The 23,814-nt window shown below is 68.5% G+C and carries 24 protein-coding genes and 1 tRNA gene; 10 read left to right on the forward strand and 15 right to left on the reverse strand.

The annotated features are described in order from the left end of the window. Positions 1-18 precede the first annotated feature (18 nt). Positions 19-1,374, reverse strand: a complete 1,356-nt coding sequence (locus tag ACTMTI_RS05755; protein ID WP_441118560.1) for a sensor histidine kinase — start codon at positions 1,372-1,374, stop codon at positions 19-21. A gap of 8 nt (positions 1,375-1,382) precedes the next feature. After that, a complete protein-coding gene (locus tag ACTMTI_RS05760) occupies positions 1,383-2,054 on the reverse strand; it encodes a response regulator transcription factor (RefSeq protein ID WP_441118561.1) in 672 nt (223 codons plus the stop codon). 123 nt (positions 2,055-2,177) lie between these two features. Between ACTMTI_RS05760 and ACTMTI_RS05765 the strand changes: the two genes are divergently transcribed. After that, on the forward strand, positions 2,178-2,660 hold the full coding sequence (locus ACTMTI_RS05765) for a hypothetical protein (RefSeq protein WP_441118562.1): 483 nt from the start codon (positions 2,178-2,180) through the stop codon (positions 2,658-2,660). Here ACTMTI_RS05765 and ACTMTI_RS05770 read toward each other — a convergent pair whose 3' ends face one another. Beyond that, positions 2,661-3,737 (reverse strand): hypothetical protein, encoded by a 1,077-nt coding sequence (locus ACTMTI_RS05770; RefSeq protein WP_441118564.1) that lies wholly within the window; start codon positions 3,735-3,737, stop codon positions 2,661-2,663. Positions 3,738-3,829: 92 nt separating this feature from the next. After that, positions 3,830-4,276 carry a YtxH domain-containing protein gene (locus ACTMTI_RS05775; RefSeq protein WP_441118565.1) on the reverse strand — a complete coding sequence of 149 codons (447 nt, stop codon included), beginning with the start codon at positions 4,274-4,276 and terminating at the stop codon, positions 3,830-3,832. 210 nt (positions 4,277-4,486) lie between these two features. On the opposite strand from ACTMTI_RS05775, the gene ACTMTI_RS05780 reads away from it, so the two are divergent. After that, entirely contained in the window at positions 4,487-5,023 is a 537-nt protein-coding gene (locus ACTMTI_RS05780) for a peptidylprolyl isomerase (RefSeq protein WP_441118567.1), read from the forward strand. Positions 5,024-5,169: 146 nt separating this feature from the next. Further along, the gene (locus ACTMTI_RS05785) at positions 5,170-6,036 is read left to right on the forward strand and encodes a rhomboid family intramembrane serine protease (protein WP_441118569.1); all 867 of its coding nucleotides are present in this window, start codon (positions 5,170-5,172) and stop codon (positions 6,034-6,036) included. 291 nt (positions 6,037-6,327) lie between these two features. Here the strand turns inward: ACTMTI_RS05785 and ACTMTI_RS05790 are convergent, their stop codons facing one another. Next, a complete protein-coding gene (locus ACTMTI_RS05790) occupies positions 6,328-6,573 on the reverse strand; it encodes a cell division protein CrgA (protein WP_441118570.1) in 246 nt (81 codons plus the stop codon). A 145-nt stretch (positions 6,574-6,718) separates the two neighbouring features. Between ACTMTI_RS05790 and ACTMTI_RS05795 the strand changes: the two genes are divergently transcribed. Genes ACTMTI_RS05795 through ACTMTI_RS05805 form a run of 3 tightly spaced genes read left to right on the forward strand, consistent with a single transcriptional unit; the run spans position 6,719 to position 8,104 of the window. Next, a complete protein-coding gene (locus ACTMTI_RS05795) occupies positions 6,719-7,372 on the forward strand; it encodes a class E sortase (RefSeq protein WP_441118572.1) in 654 nt (217 codons plus the stop codon). Between the two features lies 1 nt (position 7,373). Continuing rightward, positions 7,374-7,532, forward strand: coding sequence for a hypothetical protein (locus ACTMTI_RS05800; protein WP_441118573.1), 159 nt, complete (start codon positions 7,374-7,376; stop codon positions 7,530-7,532). Next, positions 7,529-8,104 carry an anthranilate synthase component II gene (locus ACTMTI_RS05805; protein WP_441118574.1) on the forward strand — a complete coding sequence of 192 codons (576 nt, stop codon included), beginning with the start codon at positions 7,529-7,531 and terminating at the stop codon, positions 8,102-8,104. Before ACTMTI_RS05800 ends, ACTMTI_RS05805 begins: the two co-directional genes overlap by 4 nt. Before the next feature lie 131 nt (positions 8,105-8,235). Here the strand turns inward: ACTMTI_RS05805 and pknB are convergent, their stop codons facing one another. From pknB to ACTMTI_RS05840, 7 genes are all read right to left on the reverse strand, one after another. Continuing rightward, a complete protein-coding gene (pknB, locus tag ACTMTI_RS05810) occupies positions 8,236-10,089 on the reverse strand; it encodes a Stk1 family PASTA domain-containing Ser/Thr kinase (RefSeq protein WP_441118575.1) in 1,854 nt (617 codons plus the stop codon). Between the two features lie 84 nt (positions 10,090-10,173). Then, positions 10,174-11,544, reverse strand: a complete 1,371-nt coding sequence (locus tag ACTMTI_RS05815) for a serine/threonine-protein kinase (protein WP_441118576.1) — start codon at positions 11,542-11,544, stop codon at positions 10,174-10,176. 21 nt (positions 11,545-11,565) lie between these two features. Next, positions 11,566-13,026, reverse strand: coding sequence for a peptidoglycan D,D-transpeptidase FtsI family protein (locus ACTMTI_RS05820; protein WP_441118578.1), 1,461 nt, complete (start codon positions 13,024-13,026; stop codon positions 11,566-11,568). Continuing rightward, a complete protein-coding gene (locus ACTMTI_RS05825) occupies positions 13,023-14,441 on the reverse strand; it encodes an FtsW/RodA/SpoVE family cell cycle protein (RefSeq protein WP_441118580.1) in 1,419 nt (472 codons plus the stop codon). The genes ACTMTI_RS05820 and ACTMTI_RS05825 overlap by 4 nt, the downstream gene beginning before the upstream one ends. Then, positions 14,442-15,740 carry a Stp1/IreP family PP2C-type Ser/Thr phosphatase gene (locus tag ACTMTI_RS05830; RefSeq protein WP_441118582.1) on the reverse strand — a complete coding sequence of 433 codons (1,299 nt, stop codon included), beginning with the start codon at positions 15,738-15,740 and terminating at the stop codon, positions 14,442-14,444. It abuts the gene before it with no gap. Further along, positions 15,737-16,207 (reverse strand): FHA domain-containing protein FhaB/FipA, encoded by a 471-nt coding sequence (locus ACTMTI_RS05835; RefSeq protein WP_441118583.1) that lies wholly within the window; start codon positions 16,205-16,207, stop codon positions 15,737-15,739. Before ACTMTI_RS05835 ends, ACTMTI_RS05830 begins: the two co-directional genes overlap by 4 nt. Positions 16,208-16,224: 17 nt before the next feature. Then, positions 16,225-16,965 (reverse strand): FhaA domain-containing protein, encoded by a 741-nt coding sequence (locus ACTMTI_RS05840; RefSeq protein ID WP_441118585.1) that lies wholly within the window; start codon positions 16,963-16,965, stop codon positions 16,225-16,227. A 201-nt stretch (positions 16,966-17,166) separates the two neighbouring features. Here ACTMTI_RS05840 and ACTMTI_RS05845 point away from each other — a divergent pair. Further along, positions 17,167-17,249, forward strand: a tRNA-Leu gene (locus ACTMTI_RS05845). A gap of 348 nt (positions 17,250-17,597) precedes the next feature. Here the strand turns inward: ACTMTI_RS05845 and ACTMTI_RS05850 are convergent. Both ACTMTI_RS05850 and ACTMTI_RS05855 read right to left on the reverse strand, forming a co-directional pair. After that, positions 17,598-18,617, reverse strand: coding sequence for a hemolysin family protein (locus tag ACTMTI_RS05850; protein ID WP_441118587.1), 1,020 nt, complete (start codon positions 18,615-18,617; stop codon positions 17,598-17,600). Beyond that, complete coding sequence (locus ACTMTI_RS05855) at positions 18,614-19,972, reverse strand: hemolysin family protein (RefSeq protein WP_441118589.1); 1,359 nt, start codon at positions 19,970-19,972, stop codon at positions 18,614-18,616. Before ACTMTI_RS05855 ends, ACTMTI_RS05850 begins: the two co-directional genes overlap by 4 nt. 507 nt (positions 19,973-20,479) lie before the next feature. Between ACTMTI_RS05855 and ACTMTI_RS05860 the strand changes: the two genes are divergently transcribed. Then, entirely contained in the window at positions 20,480-21,532 is a 1,053-nt protein-coding gene (locus ACTMTI_RS05860; protein WP_441118591.1) for an LCP family protein, read from the forward strand. A gap of 94 nt (positions 21,533-21,626) precedes the next feature. Here the strand turns inward: ACTMTI_RS05860 and ACTMTI_RS05865 are convergent, their stop codons facing one another. After that, entirely contained in the window at positions 21,627-22,280 is a 654-nt protein-coding gene (locus ACTMTI_RS05865) for a GOLPH3/VPS74 family protein (RefSeq protein WP_441118593.1), read from the reverse strand. A gap of 23 nt (positions 22,281-22,303) precedes the next feature. Here ACTMTI_RS05865 and ACTMTI_RS05870 point away from each other — a divergent pair, with 23 nt between their 5' ends. Both ACTMTI_RS05870 and ACTMTI_RS05875 read left to right on the forward strand, forming a co-directional pair. Beyond that, entirely contained in the window at positions 22,304-22,924 is a 621-nt protein-coding gene (locus ACTMTI_RS05870) for a TenA family protein (RefSeq protein WP_441118595.1), read from the forward strand. A 4-nt stretch (positions 22,925-22,928) separates the two neighbouring features. After that, positions 22,929-23,807 carry an Fpg/Nei family DNA glycosylase gene (locus tag ACTMTI_RS05875; RefSeq protein WP_441118597.1) on the forward strand — a complete coding sequence of 293 codons (879 nt, stop codon included), beginning with the start codon at positions 22,929-22,931 and terminating at the stop codon, positions 23,805-23,807. Positions 23,808-23,814: the final 7 nt, after the last annotated feature.

A 23,814-nucleotide genomic window follows, 5' to 3' on the forward strand; every position in this document is an offset into this window, starting at 1 on the left:
TCGCGCATCACCCGTGGTTCAGGTGTGACTTAAGGGAAATCTGGCGATAAATCCGCCGCCTGCGTACACGAGCGTCCCCCCGTGCCGGGTCGCGATGTCCCGCGCGATCGGCAGTCCCAGCCCGGCGCCGCCGGCGTCCCTGGCGCGTGCCTCGTCGAGCCTGGTGAAGCGGTCGAACACCGCCTCGCGCTGCTCGAACGGGATGCCCGGGCCGTCGTCGAGCACCTCCAGCACGGCCTCGTCCGCCTCGGCGCGGACGCGTACCCGTACGGCGGAGGCGGCGTGCCGTACCGCGTTGTCGGTCAGGTTCGTCACCAGGCGGTCGAGGTGCGCGCGCGAGCCCTTGAGCACCACGTCCGGCTCGATGTCCAGCTCCACCCGCACGTCCGGACGCCTCCTGACACGCAGGGCCTCCTCGGCCGCCACCTGGCCGAGGTCCAGCTCGGCGGTGCGCAGCGGCTCGCCGGCGTCCAGCTTGGCCAGCAGGAGCAGGTCGGCGGCGAGGGACTGCAGGCGCTCGATGTCGGCCAGCGCCTCCTTGGTCAGCTCACTGGGCTCGGCCAGCTCCAGCCGGGCGCGCAGGGTCGCGATGGGGCTGCGCAGCTCGTGCGCCGCGTCGGCGACGAACCTCTTGTGCGTCTCCACGGCCGTCTCCAGCCGGTCGAGCGTGCCGTTCACGGTGGTGGCGAGCGCCGCGATCTCGTCCTTCGAGCCGGGTACGGGCACGCGCTGGTGCAGGTCGCGGGCGGTGATGTGGGCGACCTTGGCCCGGATCGCGGCCACCGGCGCGAGCGCGCGGCCCACCGAGAACCAGGTCATGACGGCCACCACGAGCAGCACCGCGGGCACGCCGGGCAGCAACGCGCCGTACAGCGTGCGCAGCGCCTCCTCAGCGGCGTCCAGCGACACCCGCGAATACACCATGGCGGGGCCGGTCGCCGTGGACACCTCCACCCCGGCGACGGCGTACTGGCCCCGCTCCGCCCACTGGCTGCCCATGATGGCCTTGTCCGTGGTCAGCAGGAGGTCGGGATCGGCGATCGTGGTGGCCACCGCGCCGCCACGCAGGTGCACCACCCCTGCCTGCGGCTCACCCGGGGGCATCTCGGGCGGGGTGCCGGGAGCCCTCGCGATCTTCAGCGCCTGCGCGTACGGCGCCGCGGCCACCGCTTTCTTGACCGCCTCGTCGTCCGCGCTGCTCACCAGGCTGCCGCGCAGCGCCACCACCAGCACCAGGGCGACGACGCCCAGGGCGAGCGCCACCGCGAGCGTCGCCGCCGCGGTCGCCCGCAGCCGCACGGAGGAGAGCCCGGCGGCCCTCCGCCCCCACCTGAGCCCGCTGTCGGCCCGTAGCCGCCTCACGACGCTTCCCATCGGTAGCCTCATGACGCCTCCAGCCGGTAGCCCGCCCCGCGGACGGTCATGAGCGTCGTCCGGGCGAAGGGCAGGTCGATCTTGCGGCGCAGGGCGCTGATGTAGACCTCGACGATGTTCGGATCGCCGTCGTAGGAGAAGTCCCAAGCCTGGGCCAGCAGCTCGCTCTTGGAGACGACCTCACCGGGCCGGCGCGCCAGCGCGTGCAGCACCGCGAACTCTTTCGGCGTCAGCCCGATCTCCACCTCGCCCCGGCGGCATCGCAGCCCGGCCGGGTCGATCACCAGATCGCCCACGCTGATCGACACAGGCCGCTCGCGCCCGCCCCGCCGCACCAGCGCGCGCAGCCGGGCCAGGAGCACCACGTACGAGAAGGGCTTGGCCAGGTAGTCGTCGGCCCCGTTGTCGAGCGCCTCGGCTTCGTCGTAGATGCCGTCCTTGGCGGTGAGCATCATGATCGGCGTCCAGTCGCCCGACTCGCGAAGCCGGGAGCAGACCGCGTACCCGTTCATCCTCGGCAGCATCACATCCAGAACGATCACGTCGTACGCGTTCTCGGTGGCCATCCACAGCCCGTCGCGCCCGTCGTGGGCCACGTCCACGGCGAAGCCCTCGCCTGCCAGCCCACCCTTGATCAGGTCGGCCAGCCGCTCCTCGTCCTCCACCAGTAGCACTCGCACGCCGTCAAGAGTGCCGCACGTCACCTAAAGCCAACCTGAAGATCGTTTTGGGCCTCTTCAGGATCGTTTCAGGTACGGCGGGCCAGTCTCGGGGCGTTCGATCGTTCTCAGTGAGGAGAATTCATGTTCAAGCGACGTCTCGCGGTGCTCGGCGCGGTCTGCGCGCTCGCGCTCACCGGTCTGGCCGGTTCCGCCCTGGCCGACGATCCGCACTCCACCGCGGGCGCCAAGGTGACGTGCACGACGAGCGACGGCAGGACCATCGAGCTTCCCGAGCTCCAGCCGGGCAAGCCGGCGGGCATCATGGCCGGTCCCGACGGGGAGGTGAAGCCGGTCGATCCGGACGAGATCGTGAAGGAGGCCGTCCCGGCGGAGAAGCTGCCCGAAGGGTCGGAGGAAATCCTGATCGAGAAGACGGATGGCGACGCGGTGCGCGTCCACCCCGCCAAGCCGGGTGAACTCGCCGACGTCAAGGCGATCAAGGTGTTCAAGGGCAAGGCGGTCAAGGTGGCCGAGGGCGAGGACGGGCCCTCGGCCGTGGCCGAGGCTCTTGAGGGCGGCGAGCCCGGCAAGATGGTCAAAATCGTCTGCAAGAAGCCCGAGTAGTCATCCGGTGAACGACGGGTGCGGCCCGAGCGCCCAGTACTCGTAGAGCCCGTGGCCGACGAGCCCGTCGTACTCGAAGCGTCCGACGGCGTCGACCAGGCCCCACATCCGCCCGGCGTCGTCGGGCAGTCGGTAGGTGACACCCTGCACGACGGGCCCGGGACCCTGGTACATCCCGTGCTTCCAGTCCTGCTCCAGCCCGTAGCCGGTGCCGACCATGAGGTGCACCGGCAGGAGAGGAGTGCAGCGCACGTCGAACGGTTTGCCGCCGGGCGGGGAGAAGGTGATGGTGGCCTCGACGACGTCCCGGGTGCCGGGGGCGTAGACGGGGCGGTAGTCAGGCCGGCCGAGATACTCCTCCTCCCGCCCGTCCGACCAGACGCGCACGGCCTCCTCCAGCACCCGGCGGCCGCGCTCGTCCTCCTGGACGATGCACAGGATGGCGTGGTCGTCGAACTGCATCGGCGCGTACAGCCAGTAGAACGTCCCGGGGTTCTTGGCCTGGATGCCGGGTGGCTCGGGCTCGCCGACCGGCCTGATGCCCCAGGAACGGTCGCGGGTGCCCTGCCAGCGGTCGGGGGTGACCGGTATGTCGTCCCCGCCGATCCTGATGTTTCCGGACCAGCGGCCGGTCTGCGCCAGCCGTACGGAGTCGAACATCACCCGCTCCTGCCACCGCAGGAAGTGCCGGGGTTCGAGCGTCGCCGGGATCGTGCCCTCCCAGAGGAGGTCGAAGGACAGGTCATGCTCGTTCGGCTCCAGGACGACCCGGAGCCGCTTGAGCCCCTCGACGACCTCGACGCGGAACGGGCCGATCTCGGTGTTCATCCGGTCGGCGCCGAGCTCGCGCGAGGCCCGCACGACGCGGTGCAGATCGCGGTGGCGTACGCAGGCGAAGGCGTCGGTGACGCCCAGATTGGGGTACTGGCCGAGGCCGACGATCAGCATCAGCTCGTCGGTGCCCGCGTGGCAGTTGAAGTAGTAGCGGTCGTAGAAGTTGCGGTCGGAGGTGGCCACGTGCCGCATGACCTGGGCGGCCTGGTGCACGGGGTAGTCGTCGAGCGGTGACAGCGCCATGCCGGGGTTGTAGCAAGCGCTTGGTAGAACGTCAACGGGGCCGAACACAGCGGAAGCGCGCCCCCCGGTCGAGGGCGCGCTTCCGGGCGAGATCAGGACATCTTGCGGGATGCCTCGTCCGCCTTGTTTGACACATTGGCGGCCATCTGGTCTGCCGACTGTGTGGTCTTGTCCGCCTTCTCGTTGACCCAGCGTGACGCATCAGCGGCGGATTCCTTCATGTGCTCGGTCCACTGCTGGGCATTGCGGCGGTAGAACAAGAAGCCGATCGCCCCCACCGCAACACCGGTGATCAGGGCGAACGTCGGCCATCGCCGCGACTGCGGCGTCTTGGGCTCGATCTTTCTGGCCGCCGTGGTCAGCATCGAGCTGACCCTGGGCGCGACCTGGTCCTCGAACCCGTGCGCCGCGGACCTCAGCCGCGGCGCCGCCCAATAACGGGCGTCTTCGATCCGCTGGGCGGCGGCCACCTTGGCCTGGCCCGCCACGGGCGCCATGCGGTAACCGGTGCGCATGGCCTGGGCCTTTGCTCGGCCCATCCACGTGGCTGGTACTTGTATTACCACGCGGCGTCTTCTCATTGTCAGGGACACGACAACCTCCCCTGTCGTTGGGGCCCCGAGCCTGACCTTCCCTGGACAAGGCGGCTCAATCATGACCGGCCGTGGGAGGATGGCTCTGGAGGCTGTTACGGTCGTAGTCCTCAAACATCACAAATCAACCCTGTTATAGAGGGGGGCAGCTGTCTCGTGGCTGAGAAGCTGATCGCAAACCTGCAGACCAATCGCGGAAATATCAAGGTGGAGCTCTTCCCGACGAAGGCTCCCAAAACGGTACGGAACTTCGTGGAGCTGGCAGAAGGCTCCCGCGAATGGACGCACCCGGGCACCGGCGAAAAGAGCACCGCTCGCTACTACGACGGCACGATCTTCCACCGGGTGATCTCCGGCTTCATGATCCAGGGCGGTGACCCGCTGGGGCAGGGCATCGGCGGCCCCGGCTACGAGTTCGACGATGAGATCCATCCCGAGCTCTCCTTCGACCGCCCCTACCTGCTGGCCATGGCCAACGCGGGCATCCGCTTCGGCAAGGGCACCAACGGCTCGCAGTTCTTCATCACGGTCGTGCCGACGCCGCACCTCAACCGCAAGCACTCCATCTTCGGCGAGGTGATCGAGGGCCAGGACATCGTGGACGCCATCGCCAAGACTCGCACCGACCGCCGTGACCGGCCGGTGGAGGACGTCATCCTGGAGTCGGTCACCATCGACCGCGTCCAGGCCTGACCTGCGCGTCGAGAGGGGCGGGCAGGACGCGAACGGCCCCGCGGCCCCGTACGGTGGCTCGCCTGGGCACGTGCGGCGCGACCAGCGGTTCATGCTGGGATCTCGCGCGTAACGCGGCACCCGCGTGCACGTCATAGGCTTTCGTCATGACCAGCCAGCCGCCCAGCCCGCCCCCTCAGCCAGAGCAGCCGGCTGAGGCCGTGCCCACGTGCTACCGGCACCCCGACAAGGAGACGTGGGTACGCTGCCAGCGCTGTGATCGCCCGATCTGCCCCGACTGCATGCGCGACGCGGCCGTCGGCTTCCAGTGCCCCGAGTGCGTGGCCGAGGGCAACCGCGGCCTCCCGCAGGCCAAGTCCGTCTTCGGTGGCGGCGTGGTCCGCACGCCCTTCGTGACGTACGCGATCCTCGTCATCAACGTCCTGGTCTTCGGCGCCCAATACCTCACAGGCGACGAGGTGACGCTGCAACTGGCCATGTGGCCCAACGGCGTCGCCATGCTGGACGAGTACTACCGGCTGATCAGCGCCGCGTTCGTCCACGGCAGCGTCTTCCACATCCTGTTCAACTGCTGGGCTCTCTACGTCGTCGGCCCCTATTTGGAGCGCGCCTTCGGCCACGTGCGCTATGTGGCGCTCTACCTGGTCAGCGCCCTCGGCGGCTCTGTGCTCGGCCTCTGGCTCGACCCGCTCAACCAGCCCACGGTCGGCGCGTCCGGCGCCATCTTCGGGCTGTTCGGCGCGGTGTTCGTGGTCGGGCGCAGGCTCAACATGGACGTGCGCGGCATCGCCGCGCTCATCGCGATCAACCTGGTGATCACTTTCGTGGTCTCGGGCATCAGCTGGACCGGCCACATCGGTGGACTGATCACCGGATCGCTGCTGGGAGGCGCGCTGGCCTACGCCCCCAAGAGCAACAGGACCCTCTGGCAGATGCTGACCATCGCGGCAGCGCTGGTCGTGCTCGCCGTCCTCGTGGTGGTCAGGACATCAGCCATCATCGGGGCGGCCTGACACGGCCCGGTCGCCCTATGCCGCCGCCTTTCCCCGCTATGGTCGCCGCTCCTCCAGGCCGCCGCCTTCCCCCGCTCTGGTCGCTACGCTCCCGCCGCTCCTCCAGGCGACGGCACTCCCACCTGCACATGGCCTCACTTCGTGAGGCGGGCTCGGTCGCCCGACGCCGCCGCCTTCCCCCGCTCTGGTCGCTACGCTCCCGCCGCTCCTCCAGGCGACGGCACTCCCTCGCCGGGGGGCGGGGCCATCCGCTCGTGTGTCCTCAGCCTGTGGAAAAGGCTGTGGAAAGAACTAGCGCCAGCGGGTGGAAAGCACCACACCGAAGATGATGAAAACAAACCCGATCAGCAGGTTCCAGTTCTGGAGATCTTCGAGGAAGCGCGTGTTCGGTGCAATGTAGTAGACCGAGATCCACAGGATGCCGATGATCCATGAGACGACCATCGTGGGCGCCAGCCAGCGCGGGCTGACCTTGACCTGCTGGGTTCTCTGCGGCGGCGTGTAAACCGCCTTCTTGCGAGCCTTGGACTTGGGCACTGGGTAACTCCTGCTGAGGGCCTGGGCATCCGGATTGTCCGCAGGCTCTTTGTCGAGCCTAGTTGAAGTGTGGTCCAGGATAGTCGCCACGCGCATGTCATGGCGATCCCGGGCTGCCGCGTCTCCTCCGCTTAACCTGATTCGCATGCGGGCCATGCTCCGGGCCGTGGGGGAAACGAGCATCACCGCGGGCCTGATTCTCATGTTGTTCTGTGCTTATTTGCTCTGGGGGACCGGTTCCTACACCGAGAACCAGCAGCTGCGGCTCCAGCGCGAGCTGGCGGGCGACCTTCCGCCTGCCGGCGAGTCAGCGCGCGGAAAGACGGACGGCGAACGCAGCCGCCTGGGGAAGATCCGCCTGGGCCGGGCCGTGGCCATGCTGCGCATCCCCAGGCTCGGCCGGGACTTCCGGTACGCCGTGGTCGAGGGCGCCGGAGTCGAAGAGCTCAAGAAGGGCCCTGGGCACTATCCCGACAGCGCCATGCCCGGCGAGATCGGCAACTTCGTCGTGTCGGGGCACCGGACCACGTACGGGGCGCCGTTCAACGAGATCGACAAGCTCAAGAGCGGCGACGAGATCATCGTCGACGCCCGGGAGGCCCGCTACACCTATCGCGTGGTCTCCCAGGACATTGTCCAGCCCGATGAGATCGACGTGGTCGCGCCCGTGCCAGGCAGGCCCGGTATGCGCCCGACCAGTCCCTTCATCACGCTGACCACCTGCCATCCCAAATACTCGGCCGCCCAGCGGCTCATCGTCTACGGCATGCTCAACAAGACCGAGCCGAGGAAGGAGTGACATGTACGCCTGGCTCTGGCGCAAGCTGCCCGGCCGCACGCGTACCAGGGTGCTGACGGCCGCTGTTCTGGTCACCGTCGTGGTCGCCGTACTGTGGTATGTCGTCTTCCCGCTGTTCGAGCCCATGGCGGAGCTTGAGGAGGTGACCGTCACAGAATGAGCCGCGTGCTGGTCGTGGACAACCACGACAGCTTCGTCCACACCATCGTGCAGTACCTTCGCGTGCTCGGCGCCGACTGCGACGTGCGGTCGCGCGACGACGTACACGTGAGCGACGCCGATGGCTTCGACGGCGTGCTCATCAGCCCGGGCCCCGGCACGCCGGAGGCGGCCGGCGTCAGCGTCCCGCTGGTGCGCCACGCGGCCGAGCACGACCGGCCGCTGCTCGGCGTCTGTCTGGGCCACCAGGCCATCGCCGTCGCGTTCGGCGCCACGGTGTCCCGCGCGCCGGAGCTCGTTCACGGCAAGACCAGCGCCATCGCCCACGACGGCAAGGGCGTGTTCGAGACGCTGCCCTCGCCGGTGCGGATGACCCGCTACCACTCGCTCGCCGTGCTGCCGGCCACCGTGCCGGCCGCGGAGCTCGACGTGACAGCGCGCACCGATGACGGGGTCATCATGGGCCTGCGCCACCGCCGGGCGCCCATCGAAGGCATCCAGTTCCACCCCGAGTCCGTGCTGTCCGAACACGGCCACCGGCTGCTGGAAAATTGGCTGCGCCGAACCCTGTAACACACGTCGGTCGGCCGGCGACTAACAAGTGAGCGTCCCCGCCGTTGCCCCCGAGCGGCGGGGGCGTTTTTGCGTGGAAAGGGCCGCCCGCCCCGCTCGGGGGACAGGCGGCCCTTCTGCCGCTCAAGGTGTCAGCCGGTGAGACCGCCGTCGCCGAGCGGATCGTCCTCGGTCGGCTCCTCCGACGGGAACTCCGGCTGGTCGTCCGTCGGCTGGTCGGTCGGGACGTCGGTGCTCGGCTCCTCCGTCGGTTGCTGCTCCGGCCCCGTGGACACCACGATCGTCACCGTCGTGTTCGGCGCCAGCTTCTCGCCCTCGCCGGGGTTCTGCTGGATGACCGTGCCCTCGGGCTGGTCGCTGGGCTGCTCCTGGACCTTCGTCCTGAAGCCGGCGGACTTGAGCTGGGCGGTGGCGTCCTCCACGGTGAGCCCGAGCACGCTGGGCACCTCGCTCAGCTGCTTGGGCACGAAGAGGGTGACGGTGCCGCCCTCTTCGACCTCCTCACCGGCCTTGGGACTGGTGTCGACGACCGTGCCCTGCGGCTTGGTCGACGCCCTGGTCTTGAGTACGCCGCGCAGGCCCTTCTCATCCAGTAGCCTCATGGCTTCCGCCTGCTGCAGGCCGATGAGGCCGTCGGGCACCTGGACCTTCGGCGGGCCCTTGGACACGAAGAGCTTGACGGCCGAGCCCTTGTCGACCTTGGTGTTCTCAGGGGGATCCGTCTTGATCACGGTGCCCTTGTCGATGTCGGAGCTGGCCTCCTGGACGACCTGGACTTGAAAGCCGAGGGTCTTGAGCTGTTCCTGGGCGAACGCCGACTTCTGCGAGACGAGGGACGGGATCGCGATCTTCGTGTCCGTCGGCGTGGTCTTGTTGCCGAACACCATGTAACCGACCGTGACGAACCCGCCGATGATCAGCAACGGGATGATGATCCACAGAGCGGTCTTGAGCGCGCCGCCACCGCCACCGCCGGCCGCCCGGCGCCGCCCGCCACGGCCTCCGCCGTCGCCGCCCTCGTAATCGTAGGGCGGGACCGCGCCGGTGCGCTGCGTGGCCGGGCCCGTGGCCGCCTGCGTGGCCGTCATCATGCGCGTGCCCTGGCCGTAGTTGCCGGTCATCGCCATCGTCTGGGCGTCGACCGGCATGCCGGTCATCGCCCGCTGGATGTCGGCCCGCATCTCGCTCGCGTTCTGGTAGCGGTGGGCCGGGTCCTTGGCCATGGCCTTGAGCACGATCGCATCGGCCCACTGCGGGATCTCAGGGTCGATCTGGGACGGCGGGATCGGCTCCTCGCGCACGTGCTGGTAGGCGATCGCGACGGGAGAGTCGCCGGTGAACGGCGGCTGCCCGGTCAGCAGCTCGTAGAGCACGCAGCCGGTGGAGTAGATGTCGCTGCGCGCGTCGACCCGCTCGCCCCGCGCCTGCTCGGGCGAGAGGTATTGGGCGGTGCCGATCACCTGCGCCGTCTGCGTCATCGTGGCCGCGGAGTCGGCCATCGCCCGCGCGATGCCGAAGTCCATCACCTTGACGTCGCCGGCCCGGGTGATCATCACGTTGGCCGGCTTGATGTCGCGGTGCACGATGCCGCCGCGGTGGCTGTAGTCGAGTGCCCGCAGGATGCCGTCCACGAGCTCGGACGCGCGCTCCGGCAGCAGCCGCCGGTCCTGGCGCAGCAGGTCCCGCAGCGTCCTGCCGTCGACGTACTCCATCACGATGTACGGCACGGGGGCGCCCTCGGAGACGTCCTCGCCGGTGTCGTAGACCGCGACGACGGCCGGGTGGTTCAGCGAGGCCGCAGACTGCGCCTCACGGCGGAACCGGGCCTGGAAGGTGTGATCGCGCGCAAGGTCGGAGCGGAGGGTTTTGATCGCGACTATGCGGTCCAGCCGGATGTCTCGGGCGCGATACACCTCGGCCATGCCGCCGCGCCCGACGACACCGTCGAGCTCGTAACGACCTCCGAGTAGCCGAGGCTGAGTCATTTCCTGCACTGTCCCTTACCGTTCATCTTGGGTACCGGCCTGCACGGGGGGGCCGCCGGTGTCCATCATCGACCCCGTGGCGCGTCACGTCTCCTCCTTGGGCGGGTTTGTGTCACCCGGATCAGGCGAGGCGGTCGGTGTCGGAGTTGTCGGTGTAGTGGTGGGCGTTGGGGGTGGCGTGGGTGCGGTGGTCCTGGTCGTCGGCGTCGGTTTCGGCGTCGGCTTCTTGGTAGGAGTAGCCGACTTGCTTACGGTAGCCGACCGCGAGGCTATCGGCCTCGGTGACTTCGCCGGAACCACGGTGGGCCCACGGGTGCGCGTCTTGGTCCTGGAGGGTCGTACCTGCTCAGGAGTCAGCACCGTCGACTCGGTCGGATCGGCCGACCCGACCGGCTCGGCGGCCTCGGGCGCCGTCTCCGCCGGCTGGCGGGCGGCGAACGTGATGGCGCTGAGCCCCACAGCGGCCACGCATCCCGCCGTGGCGACCATGGCCAGCGTCTTGGCGCCTTTGTGTCGCCTGCCCGGCCCCTCCTGCACAGTGGTGACCGGGGCGAGGCTGTCGGTCGCCCAGTCCTCCTCCGGCGCCGGCTCGCGTACGCGGAAGCCCGCCGGGTCGGTCAGCATGCTCAGCTCGGCGCCCCGCTCGCCGCCGACCAGCGCCTCGCGCAGCACGTAGGCCCGGTCGGCCGCCTCCAGCGCCGTGGCCGGGCGCTGCGCCGGATCCTTGGCCAGCAGCGTCAGGACGAACTCGCGCACCGGCGCCGGCACGTCCACGCCCAGCGGCGGCGGCTGCTCGTTGAGGTGCAGCAGGGCGATCGCCACCTGGCTGTCGCCCTGGAACGGGGTGCGCCCCGACAGGCACTCGTAGGCCACCACGCCCAGCGAGTAGAGGTCGGTCGCGGGTGTGAGCGGGAACCCCTGAGCCTGCTCGGGACTGACGTATTGAGCGGTCCCCAGCACGGTGCCCGTCTGCGTCACCGGCGCCGCCTCCAGAGCGCGCGCGATGCCGAAGTCGGTCACCTTGATGATGCCCTCAGGGGTGACCAGCAGGTTGCCCGGCTTGATGTCGCGGTGGATGATCCCGGCCGAGTGGGCCGCGTGCAGCGCCCTGGCGGTCTGGTGCACCACGTCGAGCGCCACCTCGGGCCCGAGGGGCCCGTTGCGGGAGAGGATGGCCGACAGCGGCTCACCGTGGACCAGCTCCATCACCAGGTAGGCCAGGTCGTTCTCCTCGCCGTAGTCGAAGACCTGCGCCACTCCCGGATCGGCCAGGGCCGCCGTGATCCTGGCCTCGTTGCGGAACCGCTCGCGGAACGTGGGGTCGGCGTGGATGTGGCTGCGCAGGATCTTGACCGCCACCTCGCGCCCGAGCAGCTCGTCACGGGCGCGCCACACTTCGCCCATACCGCCCGTGGCGATGCGGGAGACCAGGAGATAGCGGTTACGGAGCCGCATGATCCAGCAGGTTACCGTCAGTCACTTGTTCAGCACCGCCTCCAGCACGGCTTTCGCGATCGGCGCGGCGGTGTGACCGCCGGTGGCCTCCGCGCCGACGTTGGCCGCGCCGGACTCGACGATGACCGCCAGCGCCACCTGCGGGTCCTCCGCGGGCGCGAAGGAGATGAACCAGGCGTGCGGCGGCTGGCCGTCGGCCGTCTCCGCGGTGCCCGTCTTACCCGCTACTTGGACGCCCGGCACCTGCGCCAGGTTGGCGGTGCCCTTGCTGACGACGTTCGCCATCATCTCGCGCAGCTTGCCCGCCGTCTCGGAGCTGACCGCCTCCGACAGCTCCTCGGGCTTGGCCTGGTCGATCGTGTCGCCCTTGGCGTCAGTGATCTTGTTGACGAGGTACGGCTTCATGACCGCGCCGTCGTTGGCGATGCCCGCGGCGATCATGGCCATCTGCAGCGGCGTCATGCGGTTGCTGTTTTGCCCGATGGAGGCCATCGCCAGGGCCGCCTTGTCGTAGTCGCTCCCGAAGTCGCTCTGGGCCACCGACATCGGCACGCCGATCTGCTGGCCCATGCCGAACTTCTCGGTCTGCTCCTTCATCTTGTCGAAGCCGAGGTCCATGCCCATTTTGCCGAACGGAGTGTTGCAGGACTTCTCCAGCGCGAACGAGAGCGTCACCTGACCGGAGCCACAGGCCGCGCCTCCGTAGTTGGGCAGGCTGAGGTTCGTTTGGGGCAGGGGTAGCCGCTGCGGCGCCGCCACAGTGGTCTGCGGGCCGCGCGAGGAGTCGTCCTCGAGGTAGGCCGCCATCGTCACGACCTTGAACGTCGAACCGGGCGGGTAGGTCTGCCCGATGGTGCGGTTGAGCAGCGGCTGGGTCTTGTCCTTGGCCAGCTCGTCGTAGCGGCTGAACACCTTGCCCTTGTCGGTGCCCGACAGCTCGACGGGGTCGTACGTCGGCAGCGAGACCATCGCCAGGATCCCGCCGCTCTTCGGGTCGAGCGCGATCACGGCGCCCCGCTTGCCGCTCTTGCGCAGCGCGTCGTAGGCCGCCTTCTGCGCCTTGGGGTTGATCGTCAGATCGACGTTGGCGCCCCTGGTGGGCTCGCCGGTGAACAGGTCGATGCTCCGCCGCAGCAGCAGGTCGGCGCTGGAGCCGTCGAGCAGTCTGTTCTCGCTCGCCTCGATCGCGCTCGCGCTCTCGGGCGAGAAGAAGCCCGTGACGTGCGCGTAGAGCTTGGCCTCCGGGTATTGCCTGATGAACCTGAACTCTTTGCTCTTGGTCTCGACGGACTGCGCGAGCACCTCTCCGCCGGCGGTGATGCGGCCACGCTCGATGGCGTAACGATCGAAGAAGTTGCGGGTGTTGCGCGCGTCCGAGCGCAGTTCCTCCGCTTTGACCGCCTGCAGAAAGTTCACGTTGATCATCAGGAGCGCGAACATGGCCAGGCAGGCCACGGCCACGCGCTTCAGGGTGCCGTTCATCGCTGGAACACCTGCGTCAATCCTTCGTTCTGGATCGCCTGGGGTGGGGGGCGTCTGGCGGCGTCTGACGTTCGTACCAGGAGCGCGATAAGGATCCAGTTAGCAAGCAGGGCCGAGCCGCCCTGCGACATGAACGGCGTGACGAGTCCGGTCAGCGGGATGAGGTTGGTCACGCCGCCGACGATGATGAACACCTGCCACGCCAGGATGAACGACAGGCCGCCCGCCAGCAGCTTGGAGAACGGGTCGCGGGCCGCGAGCGAGGTGCGCAGGCCGCGCTCCACCAGCAGCGCGTAGATCATCAGCAGCGCCATCAGGCCCGTCAGGCCCAGCTCCTCGCCCGTCGCGGCGAAGATGAAGTCGGAGAACGACAGCGGGATCAGCTTGGAGTTACCCTGGCCGAGTCCGGTGCCCAGGATCCCGCCCGCGCCGAATCCGTACAGACTCTGCATGATCTGGTAGCTCTTGCTGCACATCGGGTCGCCCGGCGGGTCCTGCTGGCAGATGGGGGCGTTGCCGTAGTAGATCGGGTTGGTCGGATCGAGCCAGGCGTCGAAGCGGGCGCCGACGTGGTCGAAGACCTGCCCGGCGAGGAAGGCGCCGCCGACGAAGAGCAGCACGCCGATCAGCACCCACGAGGTGCGCTGGGTGGCGATGTAGAGCATCGCGATGAACGTGCCGAACAGCAGCAGGGAGGTGCCCAGGTCCTTCTCGAAGACCAGGACGAGCAGACTCAGCACCCAGGTGGCGAGGACCGGACCGAGGTCCCTGGCCCTGGGCAGGTCGATGAACAGCAGCCGTCGCCCGGCAAGGGCCAGCACGTCGCGCTTGGCCACCAGATAGCCGGCGAAGAAGACGACCAGGGCCAGCTTGGCGAACTCGCCGGGCTGGATGGAGAAGCCCCCGATGCGGATCCAGATCTTGGCGCCCTGCACCTCGCTGAGGCTGCCGGGCAGCAGCGCGGGGATCGCGAGCAGGACCAGGCCGACGGCGCCCGCGGTGTAGGTGAGGCGCTGGAGCATGCGGTGATCGCGCAGCACGATCAGGGTGCCCGCGAACATGACGACGCCGATTCCGGTCCACATGATCTGGTTGGTGGCGGACGCGCCGGCCATATCGGCGGCCTCTAGGCGGTAGATCATCACCAGGCCCAGGCCGTTGATCACGGTCACCAGCGGCAGGATCAGCGGATCCGCCCACGGGGCGAACTTGGCCAGCACGAGATAGGCGGCCAGCATCAGGCCGCCCAGGCCCAGTCCGTACGTCAGCATGCCCGCGGGCACTCTGCCGTCGATCGCCAGGCCCACGTTGGCGTAGGCCGCCATGACGATCAGCACCGCGAGGGCGAGCATGAGGAGCTGGGCCACGCGGCGCTTGGCCGGCATCGGGACGGGGGAATCGGCGACTTCGCTCATCTACTGCTGTTTCGTCTTGGTCGCGCTCGCGGACGGTGACGGCGAGGCGCTCGTGGTCGCGGTCGTGGGCGTGTCGCTCTTCTGGTCCTCGGAGAACTTCAAGGCGTTGATCCTTGTCAGCCCTTCGTCGACGGTGGTGACGGGAATGCCGCTCTTGATCAGCGCCTGATCGGCCTCGGACAGCATGGAGAGCTTTCTGCCCGTGGGCTTGGAGACGTTGAAGAGCTGGAATGGCCCCAGCTCCCTCTTGATGCCCTGGAACACGACCACTTCGTCGCCCCTAGCGCCGACGAAGAACTGGTCCTGAGTCCACTGGTATCCAAAGTAACCGCCGACGCCGAGGGCGGCGCTGCCTATACCGAGCACGGTGACCAGCACGGGCCACACGCGACGACGCCTGCCCGACCGCCGGGACGCCTGCGCGACCGGCTCGTCGAACTCGTCATCGGTGATCGCCGGCTGGGGTGCGGTCACCGCGCCAGGTCGCCCCGGCGAGGTGTCCTGCGGGTTCCCGCGCAGCCGGGTCATGCCCGCGGCGCCGACGATGGCGGCCTCGGCGGGCACCTGCTGCCCATCGGCGATCTCCAGGACGTCGGCCAGCACGCACGTGATGTTGTCGGGCCCGCCGCCCCTGTTGGCCAGGTCGATGAGCTGGCGTACGACCTCCTCCGGGTCGTCGATGTTGGTGAGCGTGGCATGCAGCGTCTCCGCGCTCACCACACCGGACAGCCCGTCGGAGCACAGCAGGTAGCGGTCGCCTATCTGCGCCTCGCGGAGCGTGAGATCGGGATCGACCTCGCCGCTGCCGTCGAGTGCCCGCAGCAGTATCGAGCGCTGCGGGTGCGTGGCGGCCTCTTCCGGCGTGATGCGCCCGTCGTCGACGAGCTGCTGCACCAGTGTGTGGTCATGGGTGATCTGGTAGAGCTCCCCGCGCCTGAGCAGGTAGGCGCGCGAGTCGCCGACATGCACCAGGGCGACCTGGGTGCCGCTCCACAGCATGGCCGTGAGAGTCGTGCCCATGCCCTTGAGGCTGGGATCCCGCCCCACCATCTCGTGCAGCCTGCGGTTGGCGTCGCGTACCGCTGCCTCGATGGCGTTGAGCAGGTCACCCCCCTGTTGGGCCTCTTCCAGAGAGGCCATGGCGGCGATGGCGACTGAGCTCGCCACCTCGCCGTGTGCGTGCCCGCCCATGCCGTCGGCGACGGCGAGCAGGCGGCCGCTAGCGTACGCCGAGTCCTCGTTTCCTTCGCGGAGGAGGCCGACGTCCGAGCGGGCGGCGTAGCGGAGTGCGATGGTCATTTGCGCAATTCAATGACTGTTTTGCCGACGCGGATCGGAACACCGAGCGGCACCGGGGTCGGGCGGGTGACTTTCGAGCGGTCGAGATATGTGCCGTTGGTCGAACCGAGATCTTCCACGATCCACTGACCGTCCTGAGGAAATAGCCGGGCATGCCGGCTGGAAGCGTAGTCGTCGCTGACTACCAGCGTGGCGTCGTTCGCCCGGCCAATGGTGATGGGCGTCTCCGTAAGATCGATGGTGGTGCCTTGCAGCGGGCCACCTGTGACGATGAGCTGGCGTGGCTCGCCCTTCTTGCTCTTGGGCTTGGCCACGGCCTTGGCAGGCTTGATGCCTTTGCGTGGGCCCGCAGGAGCCGTGCGTGAACCGAACAAGTCAGTCCGGATCACGCCGACTGCGGCAATGACGAAGAACCACAGCACCGCCAGGAAGGCGAGCCGGATCAGCAGCAGCGTGAGCTCGGACATGGACCGTTTGTCTACCCCTAATCGCGCCGGAACACCAGAGTCGTGCGCCCCAGCGTCACTCGCGTGCCGTTCTGGAGCTCGATCCTGCGTACCGGCTGGCCATTGACAAAAGTGCCGTTCGTCGATCCCAGGTCGACGAGAACCACGAGCTGGCCCTCGACGCGCAACTCCGCATGGTGTCGCGACACTCCTGGGTCGACAAGACGAAGATCGCAGTCGGTGCCCCTGCCTAGCAAGGTCACCGGAGTGGTGAGCTCGTAGGAACGGTCGCCCTGCGGGTCGTCCTGAGTGGAGACGAGCAGCCTCGGCCGCCCGTTGAACTCGTTGGGCCGGGACGGAGGCAAATCGCTCGCCGGCTGGCGGATCTCGTCCTGCTCGACAGTCGCGCCGCGGATGACCCCCGACCTGATGCGGAACAAGCCCACAGCCAGGTCACCGGCGGTCTCGAAGCGAACCCGGACCGGTCCCACGAAAGAGTAGCCCTGTTCTTTGGCGTACTCCCTGGCGAGGTTGGCCAGCTCATGGCTGATGCTGTCGGCGTAAACCTCAAGCCGCTCGCTGTCGGTCGTGGACAGCTCAACCACGAAGTCGTTGGGCACGAGCGTGCGACCTTGAGCGACGATCGCCGCACGCTCATCCATCTCCCGCTGAACCGCGCTGGCGACCTCGACCGGCTGAAGGTCAGATTTGAACGCCCGCGCAAAGGCTCCCTCCACCAAGCCTTCGAGCCTTCGCTCGAAGCGCTGAAGGACTCCCACCGGGTACCTCCCTTCCTCCGTGCATATGATCGCGGCCCCCAGACGCGTCCGGCGCCCGGTTTCCGCTCGTTCCACTTCGCGGGTCCTGGCCGCTCGTCGGCAAGTCGCGCCCAGCTCCTCCGCTCCCGTGTCTTATGCGATCGTATCCGGGTTCAGTACCAGTGGCTGTTCCGTGCTACTGTTTCTCCGCACCCAACAAACGGGCGGGTGGCGGAACGGCAGACGCGCACGGTTCAGGTCCGTGTGTCCGAAAGGACGTGAGGGTTCAAATCCCTCCTCGCCCACTCGGTGACTGGGGACCCCTGGTCGCAGACCTTATAGGTCTGCTTCCGCGGGTCCCCTCGTCGTTTCTATCCGGGGGATAACCCCCGGACCCCCAGCGTCTTCCGGGGGAGGTCCCCCGGACCCCCCAATCGGGGGGCGGGCCCCCCGTTACCCCCCCATCGCTGCTGCGGGCCGTCTTGCTGCTGTGGGCTCCTGCTTGCTCTGGCAGACCACATTGGCGAAGTGGGCTCTGGAGCGCAAGGGGGCCGGGCTTCTTTTCAAGTACCGGTTGGTAACGGCTGAGGGCGTCTTTGGACGGTATCTGTGGGTGGTTGCATCCTGGTTTCGGGTGACTTGATCAGTGTGTTTTACGTCACAGCCAAGGTTCTGGTGTCCAGTAGTTCGCCCAGCAAGTCTGTCAGGCTCACCATTCCGATGACAGAACCTGATTGGTTCGTTACCAAAGCAAGGTGGGCTCTTGCCTCCTGAAGGGCCGTCACCGCCTCCGGGACCTGGGTCAGGCAGGCCAGTCTCGGCAGGGGGTGGCTCAGCTCCTCGGCCGTGCTCGACGGGTTCAGCAGGGCGTCTCTTGCGTGCAGGACGCCCTCTATTGCTTCTGGGGTTCCCACCAGGAGTCTGAGGTGGCCACTGGCTGCCGCTGTCGCTCTGATCTGGGCCGCCGTTGCCGAGGACGACACCATGACGGCCCGGCCGATCGGGACCATCAGGCGTTCTATGCCCTCCGCTTGCAGGCGCAGCGCTCTGGTCAGGAGGTCGTGTTCCTCTCTGTCCAGCAGGCCCATCCTGCCTGACTCGCCTACCAGCATGGCGAGCTGGCGTGGTGTGCGGGTGGTCGCCAGTTCGTTGCGGGGTTGCACGCCGAACAGCCGCAGGATGCCGTTCGACATGGCGTTCAAGGCCGAGAGCAGGGGGCTCATCAGCGTGGTGAAGGCGCGGAACGGCAGCGTCAGGATGAGGACCGCTCGTTCCGGATGGGTCAGGGCCCAGGACTTCGGGGCCATCTCGCCAATCACCATGTGCAGGAACGTCACGAGCGCCAGGGCGATCGTCAGGGCTATCGGCAGGCGCAGTGACTCTGGGACGCCCGCTGCGGCGAAGAGCGGCTCCAGAGCGTGTTCTATGGCCGGTTCCGTGACCTGGCCCAGGCCCAACGTGCTCAGGGTGATGCCCAGTTGGGCGCCGGCCAGCATGAGGGAGAGTTTGCGGCTGCCGCCCACGGCTGATTTGGCGGCTACTTTCAGCAGGCGGTTGCCGCTTGCCGCGAGTTCCTCCAGGCGGTGGCGCTTGGAGGAGACGAACGCGAACTCCGCCGCGACGAACACGGCGTTGAGCACCAGCAGCGCGAGGCTGATGACGAGCATGGTCATCGGGTCGCCTCCGCGGGCTCGGCATGCTGTACGGGCGCCAGGCGTACCCATTCGGGCACCCGGCGGTTCAGCGACATCACGGTCAGCCGGGCCAGACGCTCGTCGCCGTCCTCGGCGAACGGATCGTCGGTGACCTGGCCGACGGGCACGGTCACCACGTCACCCGGGTCCGGCATCCGCGCCAACCTGGCCAGAACCAGTCCGGCGAGCGTGTCGTAGTCGTCGCTCTCCGGCAGGGAGATGCCGGTGGCGCGCTCGACCTCGTCGAGCCTGAGCCAGCCGGGCACCTCCCAGACGCCGCCCGGCTGCTCCACGGCGCTCACCGGGTCGGGGTCGTTCTCGTCGAGCAGTTCGCCGACCAGCTCCTCGGCCAGGTCTTCGACGGTGATGACGCCGGCCAGGCCGCCGTACTCGTCGATGACGCAGGCGATGTCGTCGTTGGCCGAGCGCATCCTGTCCAGCACCGTCGGCAGTGGCAGCGAGTCGGGCACGAGGAGCGCCGGACGGGTGATGGTGGTGATCAGGGCGTCGTCCAGGCCGGACGCGAGCAACTCGCGCACGCCCGTCACACCTGCCACGTCGCCGTCTTCGCTGACCACCGGGTAACGGGAGTGGCCGCACTCGCGCATGACGCCGAGCAGGTCGGAGATCGTCTGCGTGTCGCGGAGCACCACCACGCGCGGGCGGGGCACCATGATCTCCTCCGCTGTGCGGTCGCCGAACTCCAATGCTCGTTCCAGCAGGTCCGACAACCTCGGGGGCAGCTCACCCGCCCGGGTCGACTCCTCGATGATGCGTGAGAGCTCTTCGGGGGTTGCGCCGTGCTCGACCTCCTCGACCGGCTCGATGCCCACGAGCCTGAGCAAGCCCGTGGCGGCCGAGTCGAACAGACGCACGACCGGGCCCACGATCGCCAGGTAGACCAGGGTCGAGCCGGCCAGGAACTTGGCGACCGGCTCCGGCCGGGCGATGCCCAGGTTCTTCGGGGCCAGCTCGCCCAGCACCATCTGCACCACCGTGGCCACGAACACGCCCGTGGCCACGGAGACCCCGGTGATCGCGGCGTCGGACAGCCCGGCGTCCGCCAGCAACGGCCGTACGATCACGGCGATCGCGGGCTCGGCCAGGAAGCCGACCAGCAGCGCCGTGACCGTGATGCCCAGCTGGGCGCCGGAGAGCATGAAAGACAGCCGAGAGGTGACCTGAAGCGCCTTTTGCGCGGCGGCGTCACCCGCGGCGGCCTGCTCGCGCAGGAGACCGCGGTCGGCGGCGACGAAGGCGAACTCCTGGGCGACGAAATAACCGGTCGCCGCGGTAAGGAGGAACAGGGCCAGAAGCCCGAGATAGGCGCTCACCGCAGTGAGTCCTCAGAGGAACCCGTGCCCCAGCACGGGCGAAGACTCCACGGGTCCGGAGCGGACACGATCATCCCTTCGATAGAGGTCGTCGATAACGTAACGAAACAGGTGGCGTCTATGTTTCCGCGGTAACTCTCCGTCATTCCGGAGTGTGCGGTGATGATCTCCACCTGCGTTACCCTTCGCTGGTCCGAGTAGTTTTCCCTAGACAAAGCTTGAGCCGGGGTCTGCACTTACGGGGGGTTCGACGTAGCGTCTATGGCAAAGCGAAGGGAAGAAGGCGAAGTGTCTGAGGACGACCGGACGAGGGCAATGCGCTCGCCAGGCGACGGCCGACCACTGCCTCCGAGGCAGAGTGACGGCCTGCGATCTGGCGGTGCTCCCGCCTACCAGGTCCCGTCCAGCGGGGCACCCACACATAAGCTTCCCGCCGCTTCCCCGGTCCCCGAGGCGCCCCCTCGGGCTCCCGGGCAGGACCAGCCGCCGCCCAGGGCTGGTTCGCGAGTGTACGGCAAGGCGCGGTCGGGGCGGAGTCCGGTCAAGCCGCTCAGGAGTCCCGACGAGCCGTCGCAGAGAGGCCCGCGTGGGCCACGCAAGCGTCCGTCGGGCAAGACCATCCTGAAGATCGTCGCGGGGCTGCTGGTGGCGCTCCTCGTGGCGGCGGTGGGCATGTTGTTCTGGATCAACTCCCGGCTGACCGGTATCGACGGCGTGCTGGAGGACTACACGGGACGTCCCGCCGACACCCCGGGCACCAACTGGCTCCTGGTCGGCTCCGACAGCCGCAAGGGCCTGTCGGCGGCCGAGCGCAAGAAGCTGGCCACGGGACGCGCCGTCGGCCAGCGCACCGACTCGATGATGCTGCTGCACATCCCCGAGGGCAGTGACAAGCCGACGCTGGTCAGCCTGCCGCGCGACTCGGCGATCACCATCCCCGGCAAGGGCCGCGACAAGCTCAACTCCGCCTACGCCATCGGCGGCCCCAAGCTCCTGGTCCGCACCGTGGAGTCGGCCACCGGGATCCGCATCGACAACTACATGGAGATCGGGTTCGCCGGATTCGTGGACATCGTGGACGCCGTGGGCGGGGTCGAGATCAACGTACGGGCCGCCGTGGACGACCCCAAGGCCGGGCTGAAGCTGAAGAAGGGCCCGCAAGTGCTCAACGGCGCCCAGGCCCTCGGATACGTACGCACCCGCAAGGGTGGCGCGCTGCCCGACTTCGAGCGGACCAAGCGGCAGCGGCAGTTCCTGGGAGCCGTCGTGAAGAAGGCGGCCAGCCCTGGAGTGCTCCTCAACCCGTTCACGTCGATCCCGCTGGCCATGAGCGCCACGGACGCCGTCGAGGTCGACAGCGGCACCGGGGTGTTCGACATGCTCTCGCTGGGACTGTCCATGGGTGACAGCCCGGTGACGACGGTGGTGCCGTTCGGCGGGAACGAGGCCGTCCCTAGCGGCGGCACGGCGGTCAAATGGGATCGCAACAAGGCCCTGGCCCTTTTCGACGCCCTGAAGAACGACAAGCCGGTTCCGAAGAGCATCCTCGACGCCGGCTGAGGCTCCTCACTGTCATCCGTCGTCCTGCTGGGTGGCGCCGCCCCTGTCCCGCTGGGTGGCGCCGCCTGCCCGGGCGTCGTCCGAGTGCGCGTGGTCAGCCGCCGGTGGCGCCGGCGCCACCGGCCGCTGCCGCGCTGATGGCCGCTACGGCGGCGGCGTTGATGGCGGCGATGGTCTTGGCGACCGCGTCGGCCGCCCAGGCGCCCTCGGCGATCTCCTTGATGCGTTGCTTGCTCGCGCCCGGGAACGCTTTGCGATCGAACTTGGCCGCGTGCATGATCGCGATCAGGACGGCCGTGCGGGCGTCGGGATCGGCCCCGGCCAGCACGGCCGACACGCGTTCCCTGACGTTCGCCTCCACCCCGGGGTGCGTCTCCGGCCAGCGGGTGACCGGGAAGATGCCCATCACCTTGGCCCGTTCCTCGGCCAGCACGCCCGCCGCCACCAGCTTGGTGAGCAGGCGCTTGCGCAGCTTGGCTGACTGCAGCCGCTGCACCCACCACGCGGGCTTGCGATTCCTGCGCTCCTCGGCGATGCGGGTCAGCATGGCGTCCAGCTCGTCGTCCCCGAGCGGCGCCGGGCTCTTGACCATCACCTTCTTGTCCGACAGGTCGACCCGCTCCTCGATGGCGAGCTCGGCCAGGATCGCGCCGGCGAGCGCCGGATCGAGCTGCATCGAGTTCATGAGCGGCTTGCCCTCCTCACTGTAGGCAAGCAGGAGGAGCTCCTCGGCGATCGTCACACGCATGCTTCGACACTAACCTCCCCACCATGACCATCTCGGAGAAGTTGCACGCCATCGGCCGCCCGTTGCTCCAGGTCCAGCTGGAGCACCCCACCGTGGCCGGGATCGCGAGGGGCGACCTGCCCGAGCCGGTGTTCCGGTCGTGGCTGGAGCAGGACTACCTGTTCCTGCTGGACTACGTGCGGGTGTTCGCGCGGCTGGCCTGGCAGGCGCCTGATGAGCATCTGGGAGACCTGGTGGACCTGGCGCACACGACGTATCACGACGAGCTGAGCCTGCACCGGTCGCTGTCGGCGGAGTTCGGGGCCGATCTGGAAGGGGCGGTGAAGGGGCCGGCGTGCGCGGCGTACACGGCGTTCCTGCTGGAGTCGGCGGCGTCCTACGGGGAGGGGCTGGCGGCGCTGTATCCGTGTATGTGGGGATATTCGAGTCTCGGGCAGATCCTGGCGGAGAGCCCGCCTGCCGAGCCGCGATATCGGGCATGGGTGGATACGTACGCGGATCCGGGGTTCGCGGCGCTCACCGTGCGGATCGCGCAGATGATCGACGAGGCGAGCCCCGATCCCGCCAGGGCGGAGGCGCTGTTCGCCGAGGGGATGGCGCACGAGCTGGCGTTCTGGACTGTCCCGGTGCGCGACGTACCCTGATGGCATGCCGGAACTTCCCGAGGTGGAGTCTCTGGCCCACTTCCTGCGCGAACGGGCGGTGGGCCGCACCATGCTGGGCGTCGACGTGGTCGCGATCCAGGCGCTCAAGACGTTCGACCCGCCGGTGACCACGTTGGGCGGGCTGACGATCACCGGTGTGGCGCGGCACGGCAAATTCCTCGACTTCGACTGCGATGGCCTGCACCTGGTCATCCATCTGGCCCGCGCGGGGTGGCTGCGCTGGCGCGACGACCTCTCCGGCGCGAAGCCGGTCCGGCCGGGGAAGGGCCCGCTCGCGGTACGGGTGCGGCTGGCGCCCGACGACGAGGGCCTGGCGCCCGGGTTCGAGCTCACCGAGGCGGGGACGCAGAAGCGCCTCGCCGTCTATGTCACGAAAAATCCGGACGAGATCCCCGGCGTCGCCGCCCTCGGCCCCGACCCCCTCGCCGACTCCTTCACCGTGGACGCGCTCAAGCGGATCGTGGGCGGCAACCGTACGCAGATCAAGGGGCTGCTGCGGGACCAGAAGATCGTCGCGGGCATCGGGAACGCCTACTCCGACGAAGTGCTGCACGCGGCCAAGATGTCCCCCTTCAAGATCGCGGCCACGTTGACCGATGCCCAGATCGCCGACCTGCACGAGGCCATCGTCACCACCCTGCGGGACGCGGTCGAGCGCGCGCACGGGCTGGCGGCCAAGGACCTGAAGGCGGAGAAGAAGTCGGGACTGCGCGTCCACAACCGGACCGGGCAGCCCTGTGACGTGTGCGGTGACACCATTCGGGAGGTCTCGTTCGCCGACTCGTCCCTCCAGTACTGCCCCACCTGCCAAACAGGCGGCAAGCCGCTCGCGGATCGCCGCCTTTCCCGACTCCTGAAGTGACGGGCTG

The organism is Nonomuraea sp. H19 (assembly GCF_052068215.1).
Classification (GTDB): domain Bacteria; phylum Actinomycetota; class Actinomycetes; order Streptosporangiales; family Streptosporangiaceae; genus Nonomuraea.

Coding starts and splice junctions, on each gene's coding strand:
- ACTMTI_RS05835 (WP_441118583.1), bottom strand. CDS start 16,207: ATGTCCGAGCTCACGCTGCTGCTGATCCGGCTCGCCTTCCTGGCGGTG.
- ACTMTI_RS05770 (WP_441118564.1), bottom strand. CDS start 3,737: ATGGCGCTGTCACCGCTCGACGACTACCCCGTGCACCAGGCCGCCCAG.
- ACTMTI_RS05755 (WP_441118560.1), bottom strand. CDS start 1,374: ATGGGAAGCGTCGTGAGGCGGCTACGGGCCGACAGCGGGCTCAGGTGG.
- ACTMTI_RS05815 (WP_441118576.1), bottom strand. CDS start 11,544: ATGCGGCTCCGTAACCGCTATCTCCTGGTCTCCCGCATCGCCACGGGC.
- ACTMTI_RS05795 (WP_441118572.1), top strand. CDS start 6,719: ATGCGGGCCATGCTCCGGGCCGTGGGGGAAACGAGCATCACCGCGGGC.
- ACTMTI_RS05775 (WP_441118565.1), bottom strand. CDS start 4,276: ATGGGCCGAGCAAAGGCCCAGGCCATGCGCACCGGTTACCGCATGGCG.
- ACTMTI_RS05805 (WP_441118574.1), top strand. CDS start 7,529: ATGAGCCGCGTGCTGGTCGTGGACAACCACGACAGCTTCGTCCACACC.
- pknB (WP_441118575.1), bottom strand. CDS start 10,089: ATGACTCAGCCTCGGCTACTCGGAGGTCGTTACGAGCTCGACGGTGTC.
- ACTMTI_RS05820 (WP_441118578.1), bottom strand. CDS start 13,026: ATGAACGGCACCCTGAAGCGCGTGGCCGTGGCCTGCCTGGCCATGTTC.
- ACTMTI_RS05785 (WP_441118569.1), top strand. CDS start 5,170: ATGACCAGCCAGCCGCCCAGCCCGCCCCCTCAGCCAGAGCAGCCGGCT.
- ACTMTI_RS05850 (WP_441118587.1), bottom strand. CDS start 18,617: ATGACCATGCTCGTCATCAGCCTCGCGCTGCTGGTGCTCAACGCCGTG.
- ACTMTI_RS05870 (WP_441118595.1), top strand. CDS start 22,304: ATGACCATCTCGGAGAAGTTGCACGCCATCGGCCGCCCGTTGCTCCAG.
- ACTMTI_RS05830 (WP_441118582.1), bottom strand. CDS start 15,740: ATGACCATCGCACTCCGCTACGCCGCCCGCTCGGACGTCGGCCTCCTC.
- ACTMTI_RS05800 (WP_441118573.1), top strand. CDS start 7,374: ATGTACGCCTGGCTCTGGCGCAAGCTGCCCGGCCGCACGCGTACCAGG.
- ACTMTI_RS05765 (WP_441118562.1), top strand. CDS start 2,178: ATGTTCAAGCGACGTCTCGCGGTGCTCGGCGCGGTCTGCGCGCTCGCG.
- ACTMTI_RS05875 (WP_441118597.1), top strand. CDS start 22,929: ATGCCGGAACTTCCCGAGGTGGAGTCTCTGGCCCACTTCCTGCGCGAA.
- ACTMTI_RS05865 (WP_441118593.1), bottom strand. CDS start 22,280: ATGCGTGTGACGATCGCCGAGGAGCTCCTCCTGCTTGCCTACAGTGAG.
- ACTMTI_RS05825 (WP_441118580.1), bottom strand. CDS start 14,441: ATGAGCGAAGTCGCCGATTCCCCCGTCCCGATGCCGGCCAAGCGCCGC.